The following is a 20,099-nucleotide window of genomic DNA, read 5'->3' as shown; positions in this document are numbered from 1 at the left end:
TAGCATGAGTAGCACTATCTCTTCGTTTCTATATTTAATATCAGGTATTTGTTTTATCATAGCGCTACGAGGTTTATCTCATCCATCTACTTCACGAGCAGGAAATTATTGTGGTGTAGTTGGAATGCTAATCTCTATCTTTACTACCTTAACGCTAGACGTAGTTCAGAATTATGCAATGATTACCATAGGACTCCTCATTGGTGGAGTAATTGGAGCAATTATTGCCCGCAAAATACAAATGACCGCCCTGCCCCAGCTTGTTGCAGCTTTTCACAGTCTTGTCGGTCTATCCGCTTGTTTTGTAGCAATTGCTGCATTTTACCAGCCAGAAGCTTACGGCATAGGTAAACTTGGATTAATGAAACCGGGAGCGCTTCTTGAAGTTGCTTTGGGTTTAGCTATTGGCGGTATCACCTTTACTGGCTCGATTGTTGCCTTTGGCAAGCTACAAGGCACTATTACCAGCAATCCGCTTGTTTTTTCTGGACAACATGCGATTAATGCACTCATGTGCGGTATAGTAATAACTCTAGTTATCTTATTATGCTTTAGCCAGAGTCCAGTAGCTTTTTGGCTAATATTTTTTGTTGCGCTTACACTCGGTTTCTGTCTTGTTTTGCCAATTGGCGGTGCTGATATGCCAATTGTAGTCTCAATGCTCAACTCATACTCCGGATGGGCTGCAGCAGGAATCGGCTTTACACTTAGTAATCACCTAATGATCATAACCGGCGCATTAGTAGGATCTTCTGGAGCTATATTGTGTTATATTATGTGTAAAGGAATGAATCGATCGTTTTTTAGTGTCATTATAGGTGGTTTTGGAAATAAGAGCAAAGATTTTCAAAAAAGTGAACCAGCAAGCAATCAAATTTCAGTAAGGGAGGGTGATGCAGGAGAGGCAGCCTTAATATTAAAGAAGGCATCTTCAATCGTTATAGTTCCTGGATATGGTATGGCTGTTGCACAAGCGCAGCATGCATTACGTGAAATGGCAAATTTGTTAAAGGATAGAGGTGTGGTTGTGCGTTATGCAATTCATCCAGTTGCTGGCCGAATGCCTGGACATATGAACGTGCTACTAGCTGAAGCAAATGTACCGTATGAAGAAGTACTCGAGCTAGAAGAAGTTAATAGTCAATTTGAACAAACTGATGTAGCCTTTGTGATAGGCGCTAATGACGTGACTAATCCTGCAGCTAAAAACGATCCTTCAAGTCCAATTTACGGTATGCCTATACTGGATGTGGAAAATGCTAAGTCGGTGTTATTTACGAAACGCTCTATGGCGTTTGGATATGCTGGTGTGGAAAACGATTTATTCTTTCGAAAAAATACACTGATGTTATTCGGCGATGCTAAAAAAATGTGCGAGAAAATAATTCAATCTCTCAACTAAAATCTTTAATTTCTATCAATAATAAACTATTAAAAATGCAAAAAATAATCTTAGTAAATTTGTTATTTTAGCTAATAGTAATTTATAATGCTTTGTTATTCGCTTAATTATTGCTGATATCTAAATATTAATTTAGGTTAAATAGTTTAACCAGTTATTTAGCCATAAATTAAAATCAGTAGAAGCATTATTGTCGATTAAAATATGATGCTTGCAATATGCTCATATTCTTTTTTTTTTTGATAAACGTCAAATTTAATAATTTTTAAAAAAATGTTTGATTGAATAATTACAATAATCAATATTAATTTTTAATTACATAAAAATTTATGAACAAACTAGATAGTTTTAGTGAAGATAGTTAATTTATTGCACTACTATGTTAAATTTACAAAGAATAAAAAAAACTTTAGCTAATAACTGCAGTTCTAAAAAAAATTTTACCTACATAAAATGGTATCGACTATAATACTAAAAATGTTTAATATAATTAAGTTTTGCTTAAAAATACCAATACATGTTATTTGTATATAATAAATATCATGATTCTTAAATGTTTTGAGGAATATACTAAATTAACAGAAGATCATCATGATACCATAAGAGAATACTTATTTCATATAACAATAATAAAGTAACGTAAAAATTGATCGAATAATTTTTTAATCTATCAGTATGCTTTATGATCTTATAGTCTATTTAATTTATCGTAAAAAATAATTTATGTTCTTCTTTTAGGAACCCTTAACTCTTAATAAATTAGTTTAAAAACTATTGCACGACAATATAATGGATAAGGTAATTAAGACTAAGCACTTATAAAGTATTGATGGAATTTTAGAAGATTATCAAGTTAACTAAAGTATAAAGGCTATTTTAATTAAAAAATTATAACTTCATTGCTGACCATAATTTAAATTATTAGTTAATTAGTGTTTTTATTGTTATACTTCACTAAGTGTTTGACTATTATACAAATATGTCAGGACCATGTTCTAATACCATGGCAATAGCTAGCACTATTATTTTAGTCGTTAAAAACTTTATTCTGGAATTTATTTAACAAAATAATCGCGTGCAATTGCTATATTGTTCAGTTTACGTTATAATTACAATTCAATAAGGGTTAGCCCATTTATTTTTTTTTTAAATGCTATATTAAGTGGAGGTGATCGTGCGGACTTATTTTGCCAAGCAAAGTGAAATAGAGAGTAATTGGATTCTCATTAATGCTCGCGAGTTAGTTCTTGGTCGACTTGCTTCTATCATAGCTAGATATCTTCGTGGAAAACACAAAACTACCTTCACACCTCACATGGATTGCGGTGATAACATCATAGTTATTAATGCCGAAAAGGTTAAACTTACAGGCAATAAAATGAACCAAAAGTGCTACTATTGGCACACAGGTTATCCTGGTGGAATTAAGTCACGCCGTGCAGCACAGATTCTTAATGGTGATCATCCCGAACGGCTAATCACCAAAGTAGTGCGAGGGATGATTAAACGAAGTCCTCTTGGAAGAAAACAAATGTCCAAATTAAAAGTTTATGTAGGTGAGAACCATCCTCATAGGGCACAAAAACCAAATCTTCTTGATATAAATGCCATAAATCGAAAAAATAGGAAATATAGTGATGTCGATTGAAAGTGAAACTATTATTCCCGATAAACCTAAATCTTTTGAGCATTTAGCTGTTTTAAAGTCGAAATCATATGATAGTTCAGCAAAAGAGCCCGTACTATTAGTTAATAAGCAGGTGGTTGACAGTTTTGGTCGCTCCTATGCTACTGGGCGTCGTAAAAAAGCAATCGCTCGCGTCTGGCTAAAGCATGGCAGGGGCAATGTTATTGTTAATGGTAAACCATACGATAGATATTTTGCTCGCTCAGTACTGCAAATGATTATTGGACAACCCTTTGAGCTAACTGAGCGATCCAGTCAATTTGACGTTTTATGCACAGTTAGTGGTGGTGGCCTTTCCGGTCAAGCTGGTGCAGTGCGTCATGGAATATCTCAAGCTCTAGTATTGTTTGAACCAAATTTGCTTACTGCTCTAAAAAAGAGTGGTTTTTTAACCCGCGATCCACGCATGGTAGAGCGTAAAAAATACGGGAAAGCAAAATCTCGACGCAGTTTTCAATTCTCTAAACGCTAGTTAACCTAATGATCTTAGTATAACTATTTTATAATTAGCAACTTACCAATGTTCGCATAACGTACTAAAGCAATATTGTTAAATACGTAAAATAACTAATTTGTAGCCATTAAAATTTTATATAAAAATACATTAGCCTATGCCTTGATAGATAATATATCAATATATTATCTTAACCATAGAAATAATTATTTTTAGTAATGGTTACTTTGTGACAACTTTATTTAGATATTATTACTAATTATCTAAGATAGTTATTTTTATATTAAGCAAAAATTATTGTTGGTTACAAGATTAACGATTGGAATACTGTAAATCACGTATAACTTTTGCAATAAATATTGTATCGCTATAATTAATCTTTTTTATATTCTTGAGCACTGCTAGTACGCATAATAGCACAAACTACTTTGTAGAACCATTAAGCTTAGTGGTCACTGCATCCTTCTGTTTGCGGCTACTGTAAAGCAACTTAAATCACTTATTTTTGCTTTGGTTAAAGGAATACGCAAATTTATCTTTTTCTGTTTGAAATTAACAAATAAAAGTTAAAATTTAGTTTTCGGGATGTTTTGAGTCTTTGTTACCTTAATCAAACGAATAACCATGTCTTGAATAGAATAGAAAATCACTAGCATTAAATTCATGCTTTTATGAGTAATTTTCCTATATCTTTAGATACTCCAACATTTTATAAATAAAAATTAATCCTATCCAACATAGGGAGTAACGAATTTGCCACAATCTAAAGGATTGCTTTTAAAACAAAGCTATCAACGTGAGAAAGCCAAAGATCAAATATTTTGTGTATAATACGCTATTCCTAAGTTATTTCTTTTCAGTAAGAATGATAACAGAAATTATAGCATAAAATTGTAGAAATTAATATTTTATGGGTACAAGCAAATACCTCATTATTTTATACTGAGGTATTTGCTTGTATAAAAGTTCATAATCACTATTATGTGTTATAGACGACATTATGATTTAACATTTTGTAACCTAAAAAGCAAATGCTTAAATAGTGGAAGTACCTATCAAAAATTTTCCAATGAAATCGGAAAATTTTTTTAAAAACTTATTCAAGATTAAGTTATTAGATTTTTTTTAACGCATTGATTAATTTATTTTATCTACAAATAATTTCAAGAAAAAATTTTAAACAAAGCAGGAGAATCATACAATCGAAGTTATATACTACTATTAACAAAGCAAAGTTGCAATATTGTACTATTGCATATCACTAAATAAATACTAGCAGGGGTAGTATTATTAATGATACTATTAATACGATGTTATTTATCCATTCAATTATAAAAGAATAGTTAACTAAAATGCCTGTTATAAGTCAGCAAAATTAATCAAATTTAGTGATAAAAAATAAAGCAAAATATAAGAATAACTTTACACGTTGCTAAAAATTCCCAATTAATTCATAATTCCGTACCGGAAAAGCACAATATAAAACATTACTAGATAATTATTGATATTGATCCAATCTATCTTAATAAAGCAAACTAGATTCTTTTTAATGTAGACGCTGTATAATAAGAAGGTTAATCTATATCAAATATTTAATAACCAATATTTGTAAAATTAAGCTAAGATCATTTTCTAAAATGCTAGGGTTACCTGCCATCACCTGGACGAATAGAAAAATACTTATCGTATTTATCGCTTTCCTCTTGCAATTCATCGGCATTATGCATCGGTGATATTTTACGCGTTATGTTTGGCCAAATCTCCGCATATTCTGCGTTAAGTGATATCCACTTCTCGGCTGCTGGTTCAGTATCTGGCATAATAGCCTCTGGGGGGCATTCTGGCTCACATACACCACAATCAATGCATTCATCAGGATGAATGACTAACATATTTTCACCTTCATAAAAACAGTCTACTGGACAGACCTCCACACAGTCAGTATACTTACAATTAATGCATTTTTCGTTAACAATGTAGGTCATTTTCTAACTCCGTTAAACTACATTACTTTATTTTCTAACTTATCAGTAATTCATTTGCAAGTAATAACCCAATATTATATTAATCAGCGTTAGTAATTTAAGCATAAGTTACTTAATTATAGTTCTATAAGATTACTTTTATCTACTACTGCTTAGCCACACATACTTCATTAATTCTTTCCATAGCTATTTGCTATTCGAGGCAATAATGAAAAAATGATCAGCCAATAAGCAGGTTTGTCTTAGTATAAAATAACGTGTAGTATCAAATACTTACTAAGTAATATCCTACCTCATCTTTTTCTTTATCTCAGTATAACATACTTAAATTAAACAGTTTGCTCAGTAGCAAATATTAGCAACATATTTTTTATTATTACTATAAAATTTCGAATAAACTAGGTAAAATAGATTAAGTTCATCGCTTAAAAGAAAAAACAAAAAATGATTAAGTTTCTATAAATTTATTTAAAAATTGTTTTTTATAGAATATTATATATTCTATAAATCAGTAGCATTCGATAAAAGCGATAAATTTACTAAATAATAAAATAAATTCTATTTCTTCTTATAGCAGAGATTAGTTGTTTAGTAAGAGTAATTTATAATAGTACTATTTGATAGTGTTGTTAATTATTTTATAAAATGCAAATATTATTACTTTACTTTAGATACCTGTCGACTAGTTTAATAGCATTTGTACAATTCATGGTAGGCAAATAGTAGAAAATACTCAAGTTTAATTATATAACTACAACCAACTAAGTAAGTAGTATGCTAATTTATAAAGAAATATATCTTATCATTCTCATCCAATAAACAAATCAAAAAATAACACTTATGCTTATTAGAAATAAGCCCAACCACCCTAAACTGCTTTCTAAGCAATTTATCTTCCTAAGAAGGACATTACAGTCTTTTAATAATATGAAGAATATTATTCATTCTGTATAATTTACAATCGATAAATAAGCATATCTCTGCAAATTAATTTTTACAGAAAAACTTTATTATAAAGTATATATCAAACTATTTACCCCGTAAGCAATACCTATTGAATGTAAGCCGTAAGAAGCAAACCTTGCATTTTAAATTATCCCTACATTTAGAAAAAATGTTATAATCCTTTGATTAATACTATTTTGGTTAACAATAAAGTTAATAATTTTAAAATTAGCATAAAATCAAAAGCACTTTTTATTCTCTCGCATTTATTTAGTATTGCACAAAGGTATTTACCAAATTATATTTTATATATCCTTTAGTTTACAAACTTATAATTTATAAAATCTTGATTTGCATTTTTACCGCTTTATAGATATTTTTCTTCATCAGAGCATTAGGCAAAAATACAATCCTATTGTAAGCACTCACATTGTTTTGTTTAATATAATATCATCACAGCTAGCTCTCACTTTTAAGTCTTATTCTGGTAAACGGTTTGATTATATATCATGATTAAATCCATTCAGACGATTCTATTGACTAATGCGATTATGAAGTTAAAATAAACTCGCTAACTCAATAGAATGTTCAGCGTTTGGTATAAAAAATAGAATCTTCGTCTCGAAGCGCTAATCTTCAACCATTCAAAAACTAATAAACAATTGATCAGAATATTATTGATGGTTGTTTATAAACTATTCTGGTAACGATCAGCATAAATAACGCTTTATGCACAAGCACCACTAATCGGATATTTTGTACAAGCCAAGTATTAGTTAGTTTATGCAAAAAAATTGTGTGAGCAATAAGCAGCATGAAACGCATCAAGAAAACTAAAACAGCAAACTATTAAAAAAGAAGAGAGTACCTTGGTTAATAAATTCATTGTTCTAACACTATCTAGCCATGTCAAACTAATAGTTAATACATCTTACTCATACTCTTCTTTTCGAAAGAAATCTTGATAAGGTCGATAGAGTATAAAAACAACTATTATGCCATTAATAATTAAGATTAGCTCTGTAAGTAGATGCTAAGTGATTAAAAAACCTTTAAACTAGATTAGTTACTACATTATATCCAGATATAATGGAAATAAATTACCCGACATTTAAAATTATAATAAAAAATATTCAAGGCTTATGGATTCTCAGATATTTAATGCATTTGTTTAAAAGATAGTTTTAGTTAATTTTACAATAGCTAAAAAGTTGCTATCTCAATAAAGCATATTAAAACAACTTGTTTATTACAATCTAGCATAGATTTACTTGGTTTAATCGTTATAAGAACAAAATAATCTATTTACCAATCCGTAGCCTAAATGCATAGAAGGTCATTAAAGATTAATGAAATCCACAAGGCAAGAATATCCAATCACCGATAACTAAATCTTAATTCTTGTAACTAAAAATTTGCATTACAATCATATCATAGATAGCAGCAAATAAAGCCAAATTATCACTTAATCAGTATGACATTGAAAACAAAATTTGAATAAATAGACTAAGAAATAAAATAATTTTACTGGCTAAAGAAAAATGAAATATATTATTCAGAATAAAGCATCAATAGCTTAAGTACAAAATTGTATTTTAGGATTCAAACTTCTATCGTAAGCAAAAATTATATTATAAGTTTTGATAAATTCTCATCGGGATGCTGTAAACAATACAATTTATTCTTTATTAAAAGAAATTAATAAAAATCTAACAGTCCATTAATAATACTCAGTACAACTGATATCTTCTCTGTTATTTGGATAATAGAAAACCAAGATTTAGTGAAACAAATGTCTTACCAATAAAATACAAGCACTGCCAATGACTATATATTAAATCATAAAGAAAACAGTAAATTAACGATCTCAAAACATAATGCAAATTACAAATTTAATTCAAAGTATATCAAATTTTAACAAATACAAATAATAATTGCATTTTGGTACTATATTTAACTGTATTGTGTATTTTTCTATAATTAACCAATTAGCATAACAATACATTTAATTTTGATAGTGCAGCTTAACAAGAGATCAATAAACAACAAAAAAGTATTAATAATTATCTAGAACATTTCATATAGTTATTTATTTTTTGTAATTGAAGTAATTATTCTTTATCCCTATGCTTCTATAACCAAAAAGATAATATAGTTTTTGGCTTAATTGGTTCTCCTCTTCTTCCACACGAAGACAAAATCTCAACTGTTAAAACTAAAAATATGGTATATATCAATTTTCGGCGTATATTATTCATAAGCTAACATTTAAAATTTTAAGCAATCTTCATTTAAAAATCTCTTGCGAGCTTCAACAATCTGCTCACGCACCCGAACCGGAGCAGTACCGCCATAGCTGGTACGAGCGTTGAGTGAAACATCTACCGATAATATTTTATATATCTGCTCATCGAAAGCATGATGGATTTTGCGTAACAAATCAAGCGGTAAATCTGCAAGTCCACAACATCTTTCCTCAGCGGCACGCACGACTTGGCCAACTATATAATGAGCATTACGAAACGGCATTTTAGTCTCGCGCACCAGCCAGTCAGCTAGATCGGTAGCAGTGATAAAGCTAGTAAATACAGCCTTACGCATAGACTCCTGATTTGCCTGCAAAGTACGTACTATGCTAGTAATACAAGTAATACAAAGCCTGAGATTGTCAATTGCATCAAAGCATGGCTCCTTATCTTCTTGCATATCTTTGCCGTATGATAACGGCATTCCTTTTAACACAATCGCGATTATTGTAAAGGCTGAAACTATACGGCCCGTCTTTCCCTTGACCAGTTCAGCACCGTCAGGATTTTTTTTCTGTGGCATGATTGAACTACCAGTAGTTAAACTATCAGACAGATGCACAAAGCTAAACTGGGATGTAGTCCAGATAATTAATTCTTCGGCAAGACGTGATAAATGCACCGCACATATACCAGCACATGCCAGCACTTCCATAACAAAATCGCGGTCAGATACCGCGTCTATCGAGTTAGCTGACGGCCGATCAAAACCAAGTATAGCAGAAGTCATATGACGATCGATTGGAAATTGTGTACCAGCCAATGCTGCAGCGCCAAGCGGATTCTCATTCATTCGACGACGGGCATCAGCCAGCCGTGTACGATCACGTCCAAACATTTCCACATAAGCCATAAGATGATGGCCAAAAGTAATTGGTTGTGCTGGTTGCAGATGAGTAAAACCTGGCATAATAGTTTCAGCGTACTGATCAGCACGCTCAATTAACACAATCTGCAACTCCTTAAGTTCATCATCCAGCAAGTCTACTACACCACGAATCCAAAGTTTCATATCAAGTGCTATCTGGTCGTTACGTGAACGGGCAGTATGAAGCCGACCTGCAGCATCACCAATTTTTTCATGCAACCGATGCTCGATATTAAGATGTATGTCTTCTAGCGAATGTAAAAATTTAAAAGCTCCTGAGTCAATTTCCATCGCAATCTCCTCTAGAGCCTTTGCAATTAAATATCCATCTTCTTCAGTGATAATCCTTTGAGCAACAAGCATTTCTACATGTGCTTTGGAGCCAATAATATCTTCGCGCCAAAGACGACGATCAAAATCGATTGATGAATTGATTCGTCCAACAGCTTCTTCAATCACATCAACAAAACGTCCGCCCCAGATAGGACTAATTGTAGTAGCCTGTTTCATAGACAATATCGTAAATCAATTTCTGTCGAAGTATTCGTATGACTTAAATAAGTTAGAACGCTCATCTATAATCATTTGTATATTTGCTCTAACGTAATGCTGTTAGAATTTTCCAAAAACTAAGTACTAAATCAACTAGCTTTGATTATTATCATATGCAGTTAAAATAATATACACTGCTAAACTAAAATGATAAGTAAATCAAGATCAAATCACATAAATAAACAAAAGTACTTTCCGAGCGCACATAATCCCCTCCAATTCAATTGGTTTGAGTGATTTGATCATCTTTCTTGGATATATGGTACATTATCGTAATTAAGGCGGCAAAAAAATAACTTATCTCAGTTAGTCTAATTTCTAGATTAATAAATTAACTAATAGCGATAATTTTTATCCTTAACCATAATATCATACTAATCTTTATTCTTCTTAATTCTAATATCGAATAATAGCATAAAGCATAAAAAGAGTAGAAAATAAATATTAAATACAACTATTATCGCTTTTATTCAGCTCAGCAATTTATTAAGAAAGAGACGATCAATATTAATTTGATAATACAATTAGTGCAAAAATTACAACAGTGCAGACATTATTTTATACTTAAATTAAGTAAATTATTTATCGTTGCTATATTAAGCAATAGTTCCATTAAATAGTAAACAAAATTTTTATTTACATATAAATTATGCTTTTAATTATAATTAACTATTTATTCAATGTGAATCTATTTTTTACGCATCTTAAAAATTTTTTATAAAAGTAAAAATAATATATAAGGATATTAGCATTGTAATTATCTAACAATTTGCCCTATACTGTACTTAGTATTTTTCTTCTACGCTTGTTATACGGTTACTCAACTAGTAATATTTGGCGATAAATGCAGTTGGAAAATTTATACTCTACAATAAGTATCTAAGGTATATTCGAATAATTTTAGGTGTTTAGATGTTAAGTTTATTTGTTTGAATAAAGCTTGATAAATAATACAATGCATACTGATTATAAAGTTACACCAATCATAGAAATAATAATAAACAACCAGTGAAATAAAAGTACAAGTATCTATAGTAAAGAAAACCCTTTTTTTACAGTTTGTTAAATTGCTAGCGAAGCTAAAAAATTACGCCCCGCATAGCTAGCGGCCGGACCAAGTGATTCCTCTATGCGAATAAGTTGGTTGTACTTAGCGGTTCGCTCAGAACGAGATAGCGAACCGGCTTTAATTTGACCTGCATTAGTAGCCACGGCTATATCAGCAATTGTAGTATCTTCTGTCTCCCCGGAACGATGCGAAATCACTGTGCCAAATTTCGCAGCTTGCGCAATAGAAATGGTCTCCAATGTTTCCGACATTGTGCCTATTTGGTTGATCTTAATTAAGATGGCATTAGCGCTTTTCTCTTTTAGACCGCGTTTTAATAGCTTAGGGTTAGTAACAAATAAGTCATCACCAACAAGCTGTACTTTTTTACCAATTTCAGCTGTTAGTGCTTTAAAGCCATCCCAATCATCCTCTGATAAAGCATCCTCGATTGAAGCGATAGGGTAGTTATCGCATAACTCAGCATAAAACCTAATCATGCAATCGGTGTCCAGGGTCTTTTGTTCACCTTTTAAAACATATTTATCGTGATGAAAAAACTGAGTTGATGCAGGATCGAGAGCTATCATAACGTCCTTACCAGGAATATAACCAGCGTCTTCAATTGCTTTCATGATGGCATTCAGCGCCTCATTAACATTATGTAAATTTGGTGCGAATCCGCCTTCATCGCCCAAATTAGTATTGTGTCCAGCAGCAATTAGCTGTTTCTTTAAAGCATAGAATATCTCCGCACTATAGGCAAGCGCTTCGGAAAAAGACGGTGCACCTACCGGCATGATCATGAATTCCTGAAAATCTATCGCGTTATCAGCATGAGCTCCACCATTGATTACATTGATCATTGGAGTTGGTAATACATGAGCATAGATGCCGCCCAAATATCGCCACAAAGGCTGTTTTATTTCTTTTGCTTGTGCTTTAGCAACTGCCAGCGATACACCAAGTAACGCATTGGCGCCGAGACGGCCCTTATTTTCGCTACCATCCAAATCAATCATCGCTTGATCTATAAGAATTTGCTCTGAAGCTTCACGACCAGACAAGGTATCAAAAATATCGCTATTTACTACGTCAATAACAGACTGTACGCCCTTGCCAGCATAGCGCTTAACATTATTATCGCGCTTGTCCACTACCTCATAAGATCCGATAGAAACACCCGATGGAACCGCCGCCCTACCAGAAGCACCTGTCTCAAGTTCTACATCCACCTCAACGGTTGGATTACCTCTACTATCCAATATTTCACGAGCAGTAATATTTATGATAGCGCTCATAATCATCCTTACAGTTAATGGAAAAGCATAAATAGCATTTTTTAATTAACGCGATACGTGTGATTTTAGAATCATAAACAAGTTTGTTTATGGTAAGCTATTTGATACAAAATATAGCAAAAACAAGTATGCTTTGGTATTCCGGATAAAAATCAATATAAACTTGATAACATTAATAAATACATCTTGTTTTTATCCTAGTAATCTGTTTACTTAACTAACGTCGAATTTTCTTTACTCCTAAAAACTACAACAAAATTCAAATGATTTACAGTTGTGAAATTCGCCCACATATTGCCCGCAACTACAACTCTTATTATTATTTCAATAAATAAGTTAATTTAAAAACTGATATAAATATTACAATAAAAATTATACATTGAATTTCCAAAAATCATAAAGATTGGCTGCTTTAAGTTGTATTACTACAAAATTTTTATTTACACTCGTTGGCTAGAAAATGATAGAAAACAATATCTTAATCACCACCCAATCTGCTTTTCCAGTTTTATACCACAAGTGAATGAAAATTCAGTAAAAATATTACAGCTCTTTAGCTTGTTCACAACACTGTGTGCTATAAGCTATCAGAATTATTCAACCCAATCGAAATACTTTCATATCTCATTTTAAAAGGCTGTTATTCTCAATAAAGAGATTATTAGCAATATTCATTAGTTTAATCATTTATATGTTGTGCATGGTACAATAAATATTTCTTAAAGAAACAATCCTATAATTACCCTGACTAGCATAATCATTAATTTGTTCCTTTTTACCTAGTAATAATCAGTTGATTATTATTTCATCTAACAATCATTTTTTAAGTTAGTCAGCAAACTATATTTATATATTGTTATATGAAATATAACTTACCTATTTACTATCGATCTTCCAGGGTGCGTGAAAAGCAATAAATAATCAATTATTCTAGTATTAATAAGATAATAACTCCTTATCGTTAGGATATTCTAATTCTATACTACATCTTAGCTACTCTGACTGAAAATAATATAAAAACTCTTGTTTATCATCAGCATAAAGGAATAATAGGGTTTGCTTTAGCAAAGCTATCGCAAGCCTTGAATGTCCTCAACAAGTTAGCAACTTGTTTTAGTCCAATCATAATGGTCCCATCAGAGGGAGCAACATCAGGATCTGGATGACATTCCATAAACACAGCGGCGACACCAACAGCAAGGGCAGCTCTGGCTATAACTGGGACAAACTCTCGCTTGCCGCTTGACGAATCACCCATACCACCCGGTTGCTGCACTGAATGGGTGGCGTCGATTACTACTGGATATCCGTTACGAGCCATTTCTGATATGCCACATATGTCAAAAATAAGGGTATTGTAACCAAAACTTGTACCTCTATCGGTCAGGAGAATATTACTATTACCTGTCGCAAGCACTTTTGCGACAATATTAACTACATCCCAAGGAGCAAGAAACTGCCCCTTTTTTATGTTAACTACCTTGCCAGTTTCGCCAGCTGCAACTACTAGATCTGTTTGTCGACAAAGAAAGGCTGGAATTTGAATTACGTCAACGTATTCAGCAGCAATATGACATTGCTTTTTTTCGTGCACATCAGTCAATACGGGGCAGCCAAAAGTCTCTCTTACCTCAGCCATAATTTTGAGTCCATTATCTATACCAACTCCACGCCTTGCATTCAATCTAGTTCTATTTGCCTTATCGAAAGAAGATTTAAATACCAGGGATACACCAACTTCACTAGTCAATTTAACCAATTCACTAGCTACCTCTAGTGCATGCTCGCGACTTTCGATTTGGCAAGGACCAGCGATCAAGGTAAAAGGACGGTCATTAGCAACCAACAATTCACCAATTTGTACAGTATGCGAGGCAGTCATAATAAAATTAAAAAAACCTTACTTTAAATATTATACTAAACGTGCTTGCTCTAACGCCGCAGCAATGAATCCGGTAAATAGTGGATGTGGGTCAAAGGGTTTAGATTTTAATTCTGGGTGAAACTGAACTCCAACGAACCAAGGATGATCTGTCCGCTCAATTATTTCAGTTAGTAATCCGTCAGGCGACATACCAGCAAAACGCAACCCGGCTTTTTCTAACAAGGATTTATAGTTGATATTAACTTCGTAACGATGGCGATGACGTTCATCAATCAAAGTATTACCGTAGATATTATACACTAGGCTATTCTCATCCAATTGACACTTATATGAGCCAAGACGCATTGTACCGCCATAGTCATTATCAAAATTGCGAATCTCTGTTGCACTAGCATTCATCCATTCAGTGATTAGGGCAACGACTGGCTCTTCACAAGGGCCAAACTCGCTTGAGCTAGCATTTAGCACTCCACCGCCTGAACGCGCCGCTTCAATGCAGGCCATCTGCATACCAAAGCAGATTCCAAAATATGGAATTTTCCGTTCGCGAGCAAAGGTTACTGCCGCAATCTTTCCCTCAGAACCACGTTCACCAAAACCACCAGGAACCAAGATACCATGAACATCATTCAGTCGAATAAGAGATTTGCTTTCTTTTTCAAAAATCTCACTATTAACCCAATCAAGCTCAACTTTTACCTTGTTAGCTATTCCACCATGAATTAGTGCTTCGGCTAGCGATTTATAGCTATCTAATAAACTAGTGTATTTACCTACTACAGCGATTTTAACCCAACCTTCCGGATTGGAAACTCGCTCCATAATACCAGTCCAACGTACCAAATTAGGCTTAGCATCTTCTCGCAGAATGTCAAAATGGCGCAGGACTTCTGTATCAAGACCCTCGTCATGATAGCGCAATGGCACTTCATAGATCGAAAATGCGTCTAGCGCCGTAATGACAGCTTCAGTGCGAATATTGCAAAATTGCCCGATTTTACAGCGTTGATCGATCGGAATATATTGATTGCATCGACAAAGCAAAATATCTGGTTGAATACCCATACTCTGTAATTCCTTAACAGAGTGTTGAGTTGGCTTGGTTTTTAATTCACCAGTCGAAGAGATATAAGGAAGTAAGGTCAAGTGTAAGCGTAAAGAATTATCATGTCCTAACTCATTACCTAGTTGGCGAATAGCTTCCAAAAAAGGCAAACCTTCGATATCTCCTACTGTACCGCCAATCTCACAAAGAACAAAGTCATCGTCAGCAATATCACATTTTATAAATTCTTTGATAGCATCAGTAACGTGTGGGATGATTTGGATGGTAGCACCAAGATAATCACCGCGACGCTCCCTTGTAATCACGTCCATATAAATTTGACCAGTCGTGATACTATCGCTCTTACGAGAGGAAACGCCAGTAAAACGCTCATAATGACCAAGATCTAGATCGGTTTCTACCCCATCATCAGTCACGTAGACTTCACCATGTTGATACGGACTCATAGTTCCTGGATCAACGTTTAAATAAGGATCCAGCTTACGTAGCCTAACCGTATATCCCCGTGCTTGCAACAAAGCGCCTAGAGAAGCAGTGGCGAGTCCCTTTCCAAGAGAGGAAACCACGCCACCGGTGATAAAGATAAACCGTGTCATCTTAATTTCATCATACACTAATCCAGCGCTACAACAAAACTTGATTTATGGCAAAATACTACAATTATTCATAATTACTGAGAAAATGGTGCAGCTGGAGATGAAGAGTTCATAAATGCTTTATTATCTATAATCTGATCCACTATATATGATTTTTTAGCCTGGAAAGCTATGATTGCCAACGTTAAGCTAGTTGCCATAAAGCAGGCAGCTAAAATTGTCGTGATTTTGGTTAGCACGTTCGCACTGCTTCGCGCAGACATAAAAGAATCGATGCGACTACCAGCTCCTACTCCCATACCGCCATGCTCACTGCGCTGAATTAGTACAGTAAAGATCAAGGCGAGTGTAATCATTAGGTGAATAAATAAAATAATTATCTGCATGTTATACTAAAGTTTTTATTGAAAAAATTATTGCAATAAATTTTGTAAAAATTTAACCATTTCAATGACAATAGAAGTCAGCAAAATACAATTTGCTGACTTCTATTGTCATGTCAAAAAAAACCACGTTTATTAACAGTTTTTATGATGATAAAACATAACCATAATATAACGCTTAAATTTTACACTACCTAATAGAACAACCGTAAATAATGTTTGATCACTATTTGCTAAATCAAAAATAAAATATCACAAAACATCACATTAATAAATACTTTAATTAACATTTTAAACCAAAACTTTGATGAGGCTTGGTTTAATAAACTATAACTTTTATAATTAAATAAATAGAACATCGTATTCTATATATTGAAAATGTCAGTACATTGAATTTGATTTTCTGAAATCATTGCTTGATACACTTTCGACTGCGATAAAAGCGATTTTAATATTTTAAACATTCTAGACACAGAAATTATATAGTTCATTGTCTATTCCATTGTCAGCAGCGTTATAAGTTGACTATAAATGTTAGCAATATTTCAAATGGATGGTTATCGATACTGCCATTATCTCATTGCGCATACTAAAGTCTCAACAATAGAATTAGGATTAGCATGACTGTCTTGAGTAAAACATATATTTAACCTAGGTTAAATATATCATAATTAACCTAGGTTAAGGCTGTAGGTTTGGATTAAAATGCTATAGATCAATCATGTGTGTTGTTCTTTCCCTGATCACAAAGTACTTTTAAGCAAAATGCTATTTGAAACATTTTATAATAAACATCGACTAACAAATTAAATAAAAGATTTTTATTATAAAAAATTTATAGCGAATAATCTAATAAGATTATGTTTGTGTATCTGTGATAGTTGCTGAATACAATTAGTCTTTCTGCAATAATACAGAGAGTTTTCTTACGCATTACTACCTCTTTGACAGTAGTGGTTATATTTTCACACTAAAGAGATCAGCTTGGATCATGTCTATTAAGTCTGTCAAATATCGATCGTTAATTTTTTATAATACTCAATGTTTTATTATCGAACGTACTCAACTTTAAAGATAACTCTTGACTATGGTTTTTAGTATTGCCAACGTTATGTAGTCGAGCTATATAATGAACTTATTGCACTTACTGTTTAAATTAGCGACTTTACTTTTGTAAAACATCTATCTTAAAATAGAGTAGACTTTTTAAAAAAAATTAAACAATATTAGGGTACTGTTATTGGCTCCTCGCTCTTTGATTGTTGGCAATTGGAAAATGAATATGAATTGCCTTTCCAGCAAGGCATTAGTGGTAAATATTACACGAAATGTTCGTTCAATAGCCATTGAATTAGCAATTTGTCCCCCTTTCGTTTATTTATTGCCAGTAAGTCTATTGCTCAGCTCTAGTAAAGTTGTCCTGGGAGGTCAGGATTGTCATAATTACAAGAGCGGAGCTCATACTGGCGATATCGCACCAGAAATGCTTGTTGATCTTGGTTGTACTTATGTAATCTTGGGTCACTCTGAACGACGAACTTATCACAGCGAGAATAACGCTGTTATACGTTCTAAAGCAAAGGCAGCCATACGTGCTGGACTTATTCCTATTATTTGCGTGGGCGAAACCGAAATCGAACGAAGTGCAGGAAAAGCATTAGAAGTAGTTGATAATCAAATCCGTGGCTCACTACCTGAACAAATAAACAGTAATGATGTGGTTATCGCTTACGAGCCAGTTTGGGCAATCGGTACAAATTGCATACCGAATATTGAATACATATCAACAATTCATTCCCACATTCGCAAAATCCTTAGTGATATATGCTGCGACGCAGTTAATATTCGATTACTTTATGGCGGTTCCGTAAAACCAGATAACGCTAAAAAATTAATGTCGGCGGTTAATATAAATGGCGCTTTAGTTGGTAGTGCTTCACTTCAAGCAGAGGATTTTCTTGCTATTGCTAAGGAAATGTCATAGAAAATAATTGTTCTTAATATCTGTTAAATTCCTTATAAATAAGAGAAAATAGAATTTAATTTTTTGCGATTACAAAACGAGCATTCTTTTTTATTTTTCCCATCAAAATTTATATATTATATATATAATATTACTAATACAAATTAAATTACTATAATCATATTATATGTAATTCATCTTATTTTTCTACAATAAATGGGATGTATGCATTATTAATAGAAAATATAATGATTATTAATTTTTATCTTGCTATTAGCGCAAGCAAATTTAGTAAATGAAGCTAATTTTTGAGCATAGCATACAAGTTATTAACTTGTATGCTATGCTCACTGATAAAAACACTAGCCTTAGCATTAAAATAATTGCTTAATGCTTGCTTGATTAGTCTATAACATTTCTAGCTAATTAATTAGCTTTATTACGATCGTTGCTACCTAATAACTTGAACATAAAACATCATAAAGCAATTCTCAATTATTAAGAAATATTCTTCTCTATAAAATCGCTTTAGTATTGCATCTGAGAATACATGACAAAAATTGCCTTGTGCAAAAGCTTTAAAAATAATTGAACCAATGAATAAATTAAGGATTATTTTTTTGAATTTATTGAGTCTTTCTTGCGAGCCAATTAAGCGACTTTTTCAAAAAAAAAAACTTTAACTTCTTGCTTTTTTATAAAAAAGTCTAGTTAAACAAGTAGAAAGTAAACAAAATCATCTTTAAAGTATTACTTTAGAGCGAAATGGACTACTTGATTCGCCTTAACCAATATCTTCTTAAGATATATAAAGTAGAATAATTAAATCAATTTAAAATAATATAAATATTATTTTTTAAATAAACTTTCTAATGTCTCTACTAACGCCAATAAAGTAAGGACAGTTAGTAACAAATAAATTAAAATCTATCAAATATTTGATTAAAACTAAAAACCTTTTGTAGCCAACTGCATTCACTTAGATAGTTATTTTCAACTTAATTAAGATTAACAGATGTTATGTTTGATTTTGCTTATAATGAATTGCTTTTCGAAAAAAATATCCTTACAGCAGGCTGTGATAAAAACTTTATTCGTTAAATACATGATAAAATCAATATAATCACTTTATTAATCGATAATGTTAAAGAATAAAAAAATCTAAATTACAATATCTTCTATTTAAGATATGATTTAATTTTATGCTTCGTATTTTATAATCTAAGCGTTTTTAGAGCAAAAATTAATTAATTTAAACCTTGGCCAAAAAGGAAATTAAATACTATTTTTTATTTAACATATCAATCCGATTGATAATAAATACAAAAGTATTTTCGAGCGTATTTCTAATCTAACATATTGTTTCTTTTTTCATTGTAAACATTGACTAATCTAGTACAAGTAAGCTTTAGATTAATCAAAATTTTTTTGATCATTATTTGGGTATCAATTGATTTACTAGTATGATCTGAAAATAGAATTAGTGCATTACTTTGCTTACTCTAAAACAATTTTTAGTTTCTTAAATAATTGATTTAACTTAGCTTAAAAGCATTTATTAGTAATCTATAATCATGATTAATTAATCTGCAGAATAGTTATTCTTATTTAACTAATAATTAGATACAAATCTTTTACATAGCCTGTACATTTTAATT

The 20,099-nt window shown here is 32.1% G+C and carries 10 protein-coding genes; 4 read left to right on the top strand and 6 right to left on the bottom strand.

All coding sequences use genetic code 11. The features are described 5' to 3' along the window. The first annotated feature begins 4 nt into the window (after nt 1-4). The 3 genes from A1OE_RS01830 (at nt 5) to rpsI (ending at nt 3,561) form a co-directional block, all read left to right on the top strand. Complete coding sequence (locus A1OE_RS01830; RefSeq protein WP_015088333.1) at nt 5-1,402, top strand: NAD(P)(+) transhydrogenase (Re/Si-specific) subunit beta; 1,398 nt, start codon at nt 5-7, stop codon at nt 1,400-1,402. 1,174 nt (nt 1,403-2,576) lie between these two features. After that, a complete protein-coding gene (gene rplM, locus A1OE_RS01825) occupies nt 2,577-3,050 on the top strand; it encodes a 50S ribosomal protein L13 (protein WP_044283230.1) in 474 nt (157 codons plus the stop codon). A 13-nt stretch (nt 3,051-3,063) separates the two neighbouring features. Beyond that, entirely contained in the window at nt 3,064-3,561 is a 498-nt protein-coding gene (gene rpsI, locus A1OE_RS01820; protein WP_420885808.1) for a 30S ribosomal protein S9, read from the top strand. Nucleotides 3,562-5,189: 1,628 nt separating this feature from the next. Here the strand turns inward: rpsI and fdxA are convergent. From fdxA to secG, 6 genes are all read right to left on the bottom strand, one after another. Next, nucleotides 5,190-5,528: a ferredoxin FdxA gene (fdxA, locus tag A1OE_RS01815; protein WP_015088328.1), complete on the bottom strand. Its 339-nt coding sequence runs from the start codon at nt 5,526-5,528 to the stop codon at nt 5,190-5,192. 3,213 nt (nt 5,529-8,741) lie between these two features. Beyond that, nucleotides 8,742-10,157, bottom strand: coding sequence for an argininosuccinate lyase (gene argH / locus A1OE_RS01810; RefSeq protein ID WP_015088322.1), 1,416 nt, complete (start codon nt 10,155-10,157; stop codon nt 8,742-8,744). A gap of 1,104 nt (nt 10,158-11,261) precedes the next feature. Then, nucleotides 11,262-12,548, bottom strand: a complete 1,287-nt coding sequence (eno, locus tag A1OE_RS01805; protein ID WP_015088320.1) for a phosphopyruvate hydratase — start codon at nt 12,546-12,548, stop codon at nt 11,262-11,264. A 1,033-nt stretch (nt 12,549-13,581) separates the two neighbouring features. After that, complete coding sequence (gene kdsA / locus A1OE_RS01800) at nt 13,582-14,430, bottom strand: 3-deoxy-8-phosphooctulonate synthase (protein WP_015088318.1); 849 nt, start codon at nt 14,428-14,430, stop codon at nt 13,582-13,584. Between the two features lie 30 nt (nt 14,431-14,460). Continuing rightward, nucleotides 14,461-16,095, bottom strand: coding sequence for a CTP synthase (locus tag A1OE_RS01795; protein ID WP_015088317.1), 1,635 nt, complete (start codon nt 16,093-16,095; stop codon nt 14,461-14,463). Between the two features lie 74 nt (nt 16,096-16,169). Continuing rightward, on the bottom strand, nt 16,170-16,481 hold the full coding sequence (secG, locus tag A1OE_RS01790) for a preprotein translocase subunit SecG (protein ID WP_015088316.1): 312 nt from the start codon (nt 16,479-16,481) through the stop codon (nt 16,170-16,172). A 1,237-nt stretch (nt 16,482-17,718) separates the two neighbouring features. On the opposite strand from secG, the gene tpiA reads away from it, so the two are divergent. Beyond that, on the top strand, nt 17,719-18,462 hold the full coding sequence (gene tpiA / locus A1OE_RS01785) for a triose-phosphate isomerase (protein ID WP_015088313.1): 744 nt from the start codon (nt 17,719-17,721) through the stop codon (nt 18,460-18,462). Nucleotides 18,463-20,099: the final 1,637 nt, after the last annotated feature.

The sequence above is a fragment of the Candidatus Endolissoclinum faulkneri L2 genome (genome assembly GCF_000319385.1).
Taxonomy (GTDB): Bacteria; Pseudomonadota; Alphaproteobacteria; order Thalassobaculales; family Thalassobaculaceae; genus Thalassobaculum; species Thalassobaculum faulkneri.
The sequence above is the reverse complement of the archived record's forward strand: the minus strand, read 5'-3'. Positions and strand labels throughout refer to the sequence as shown.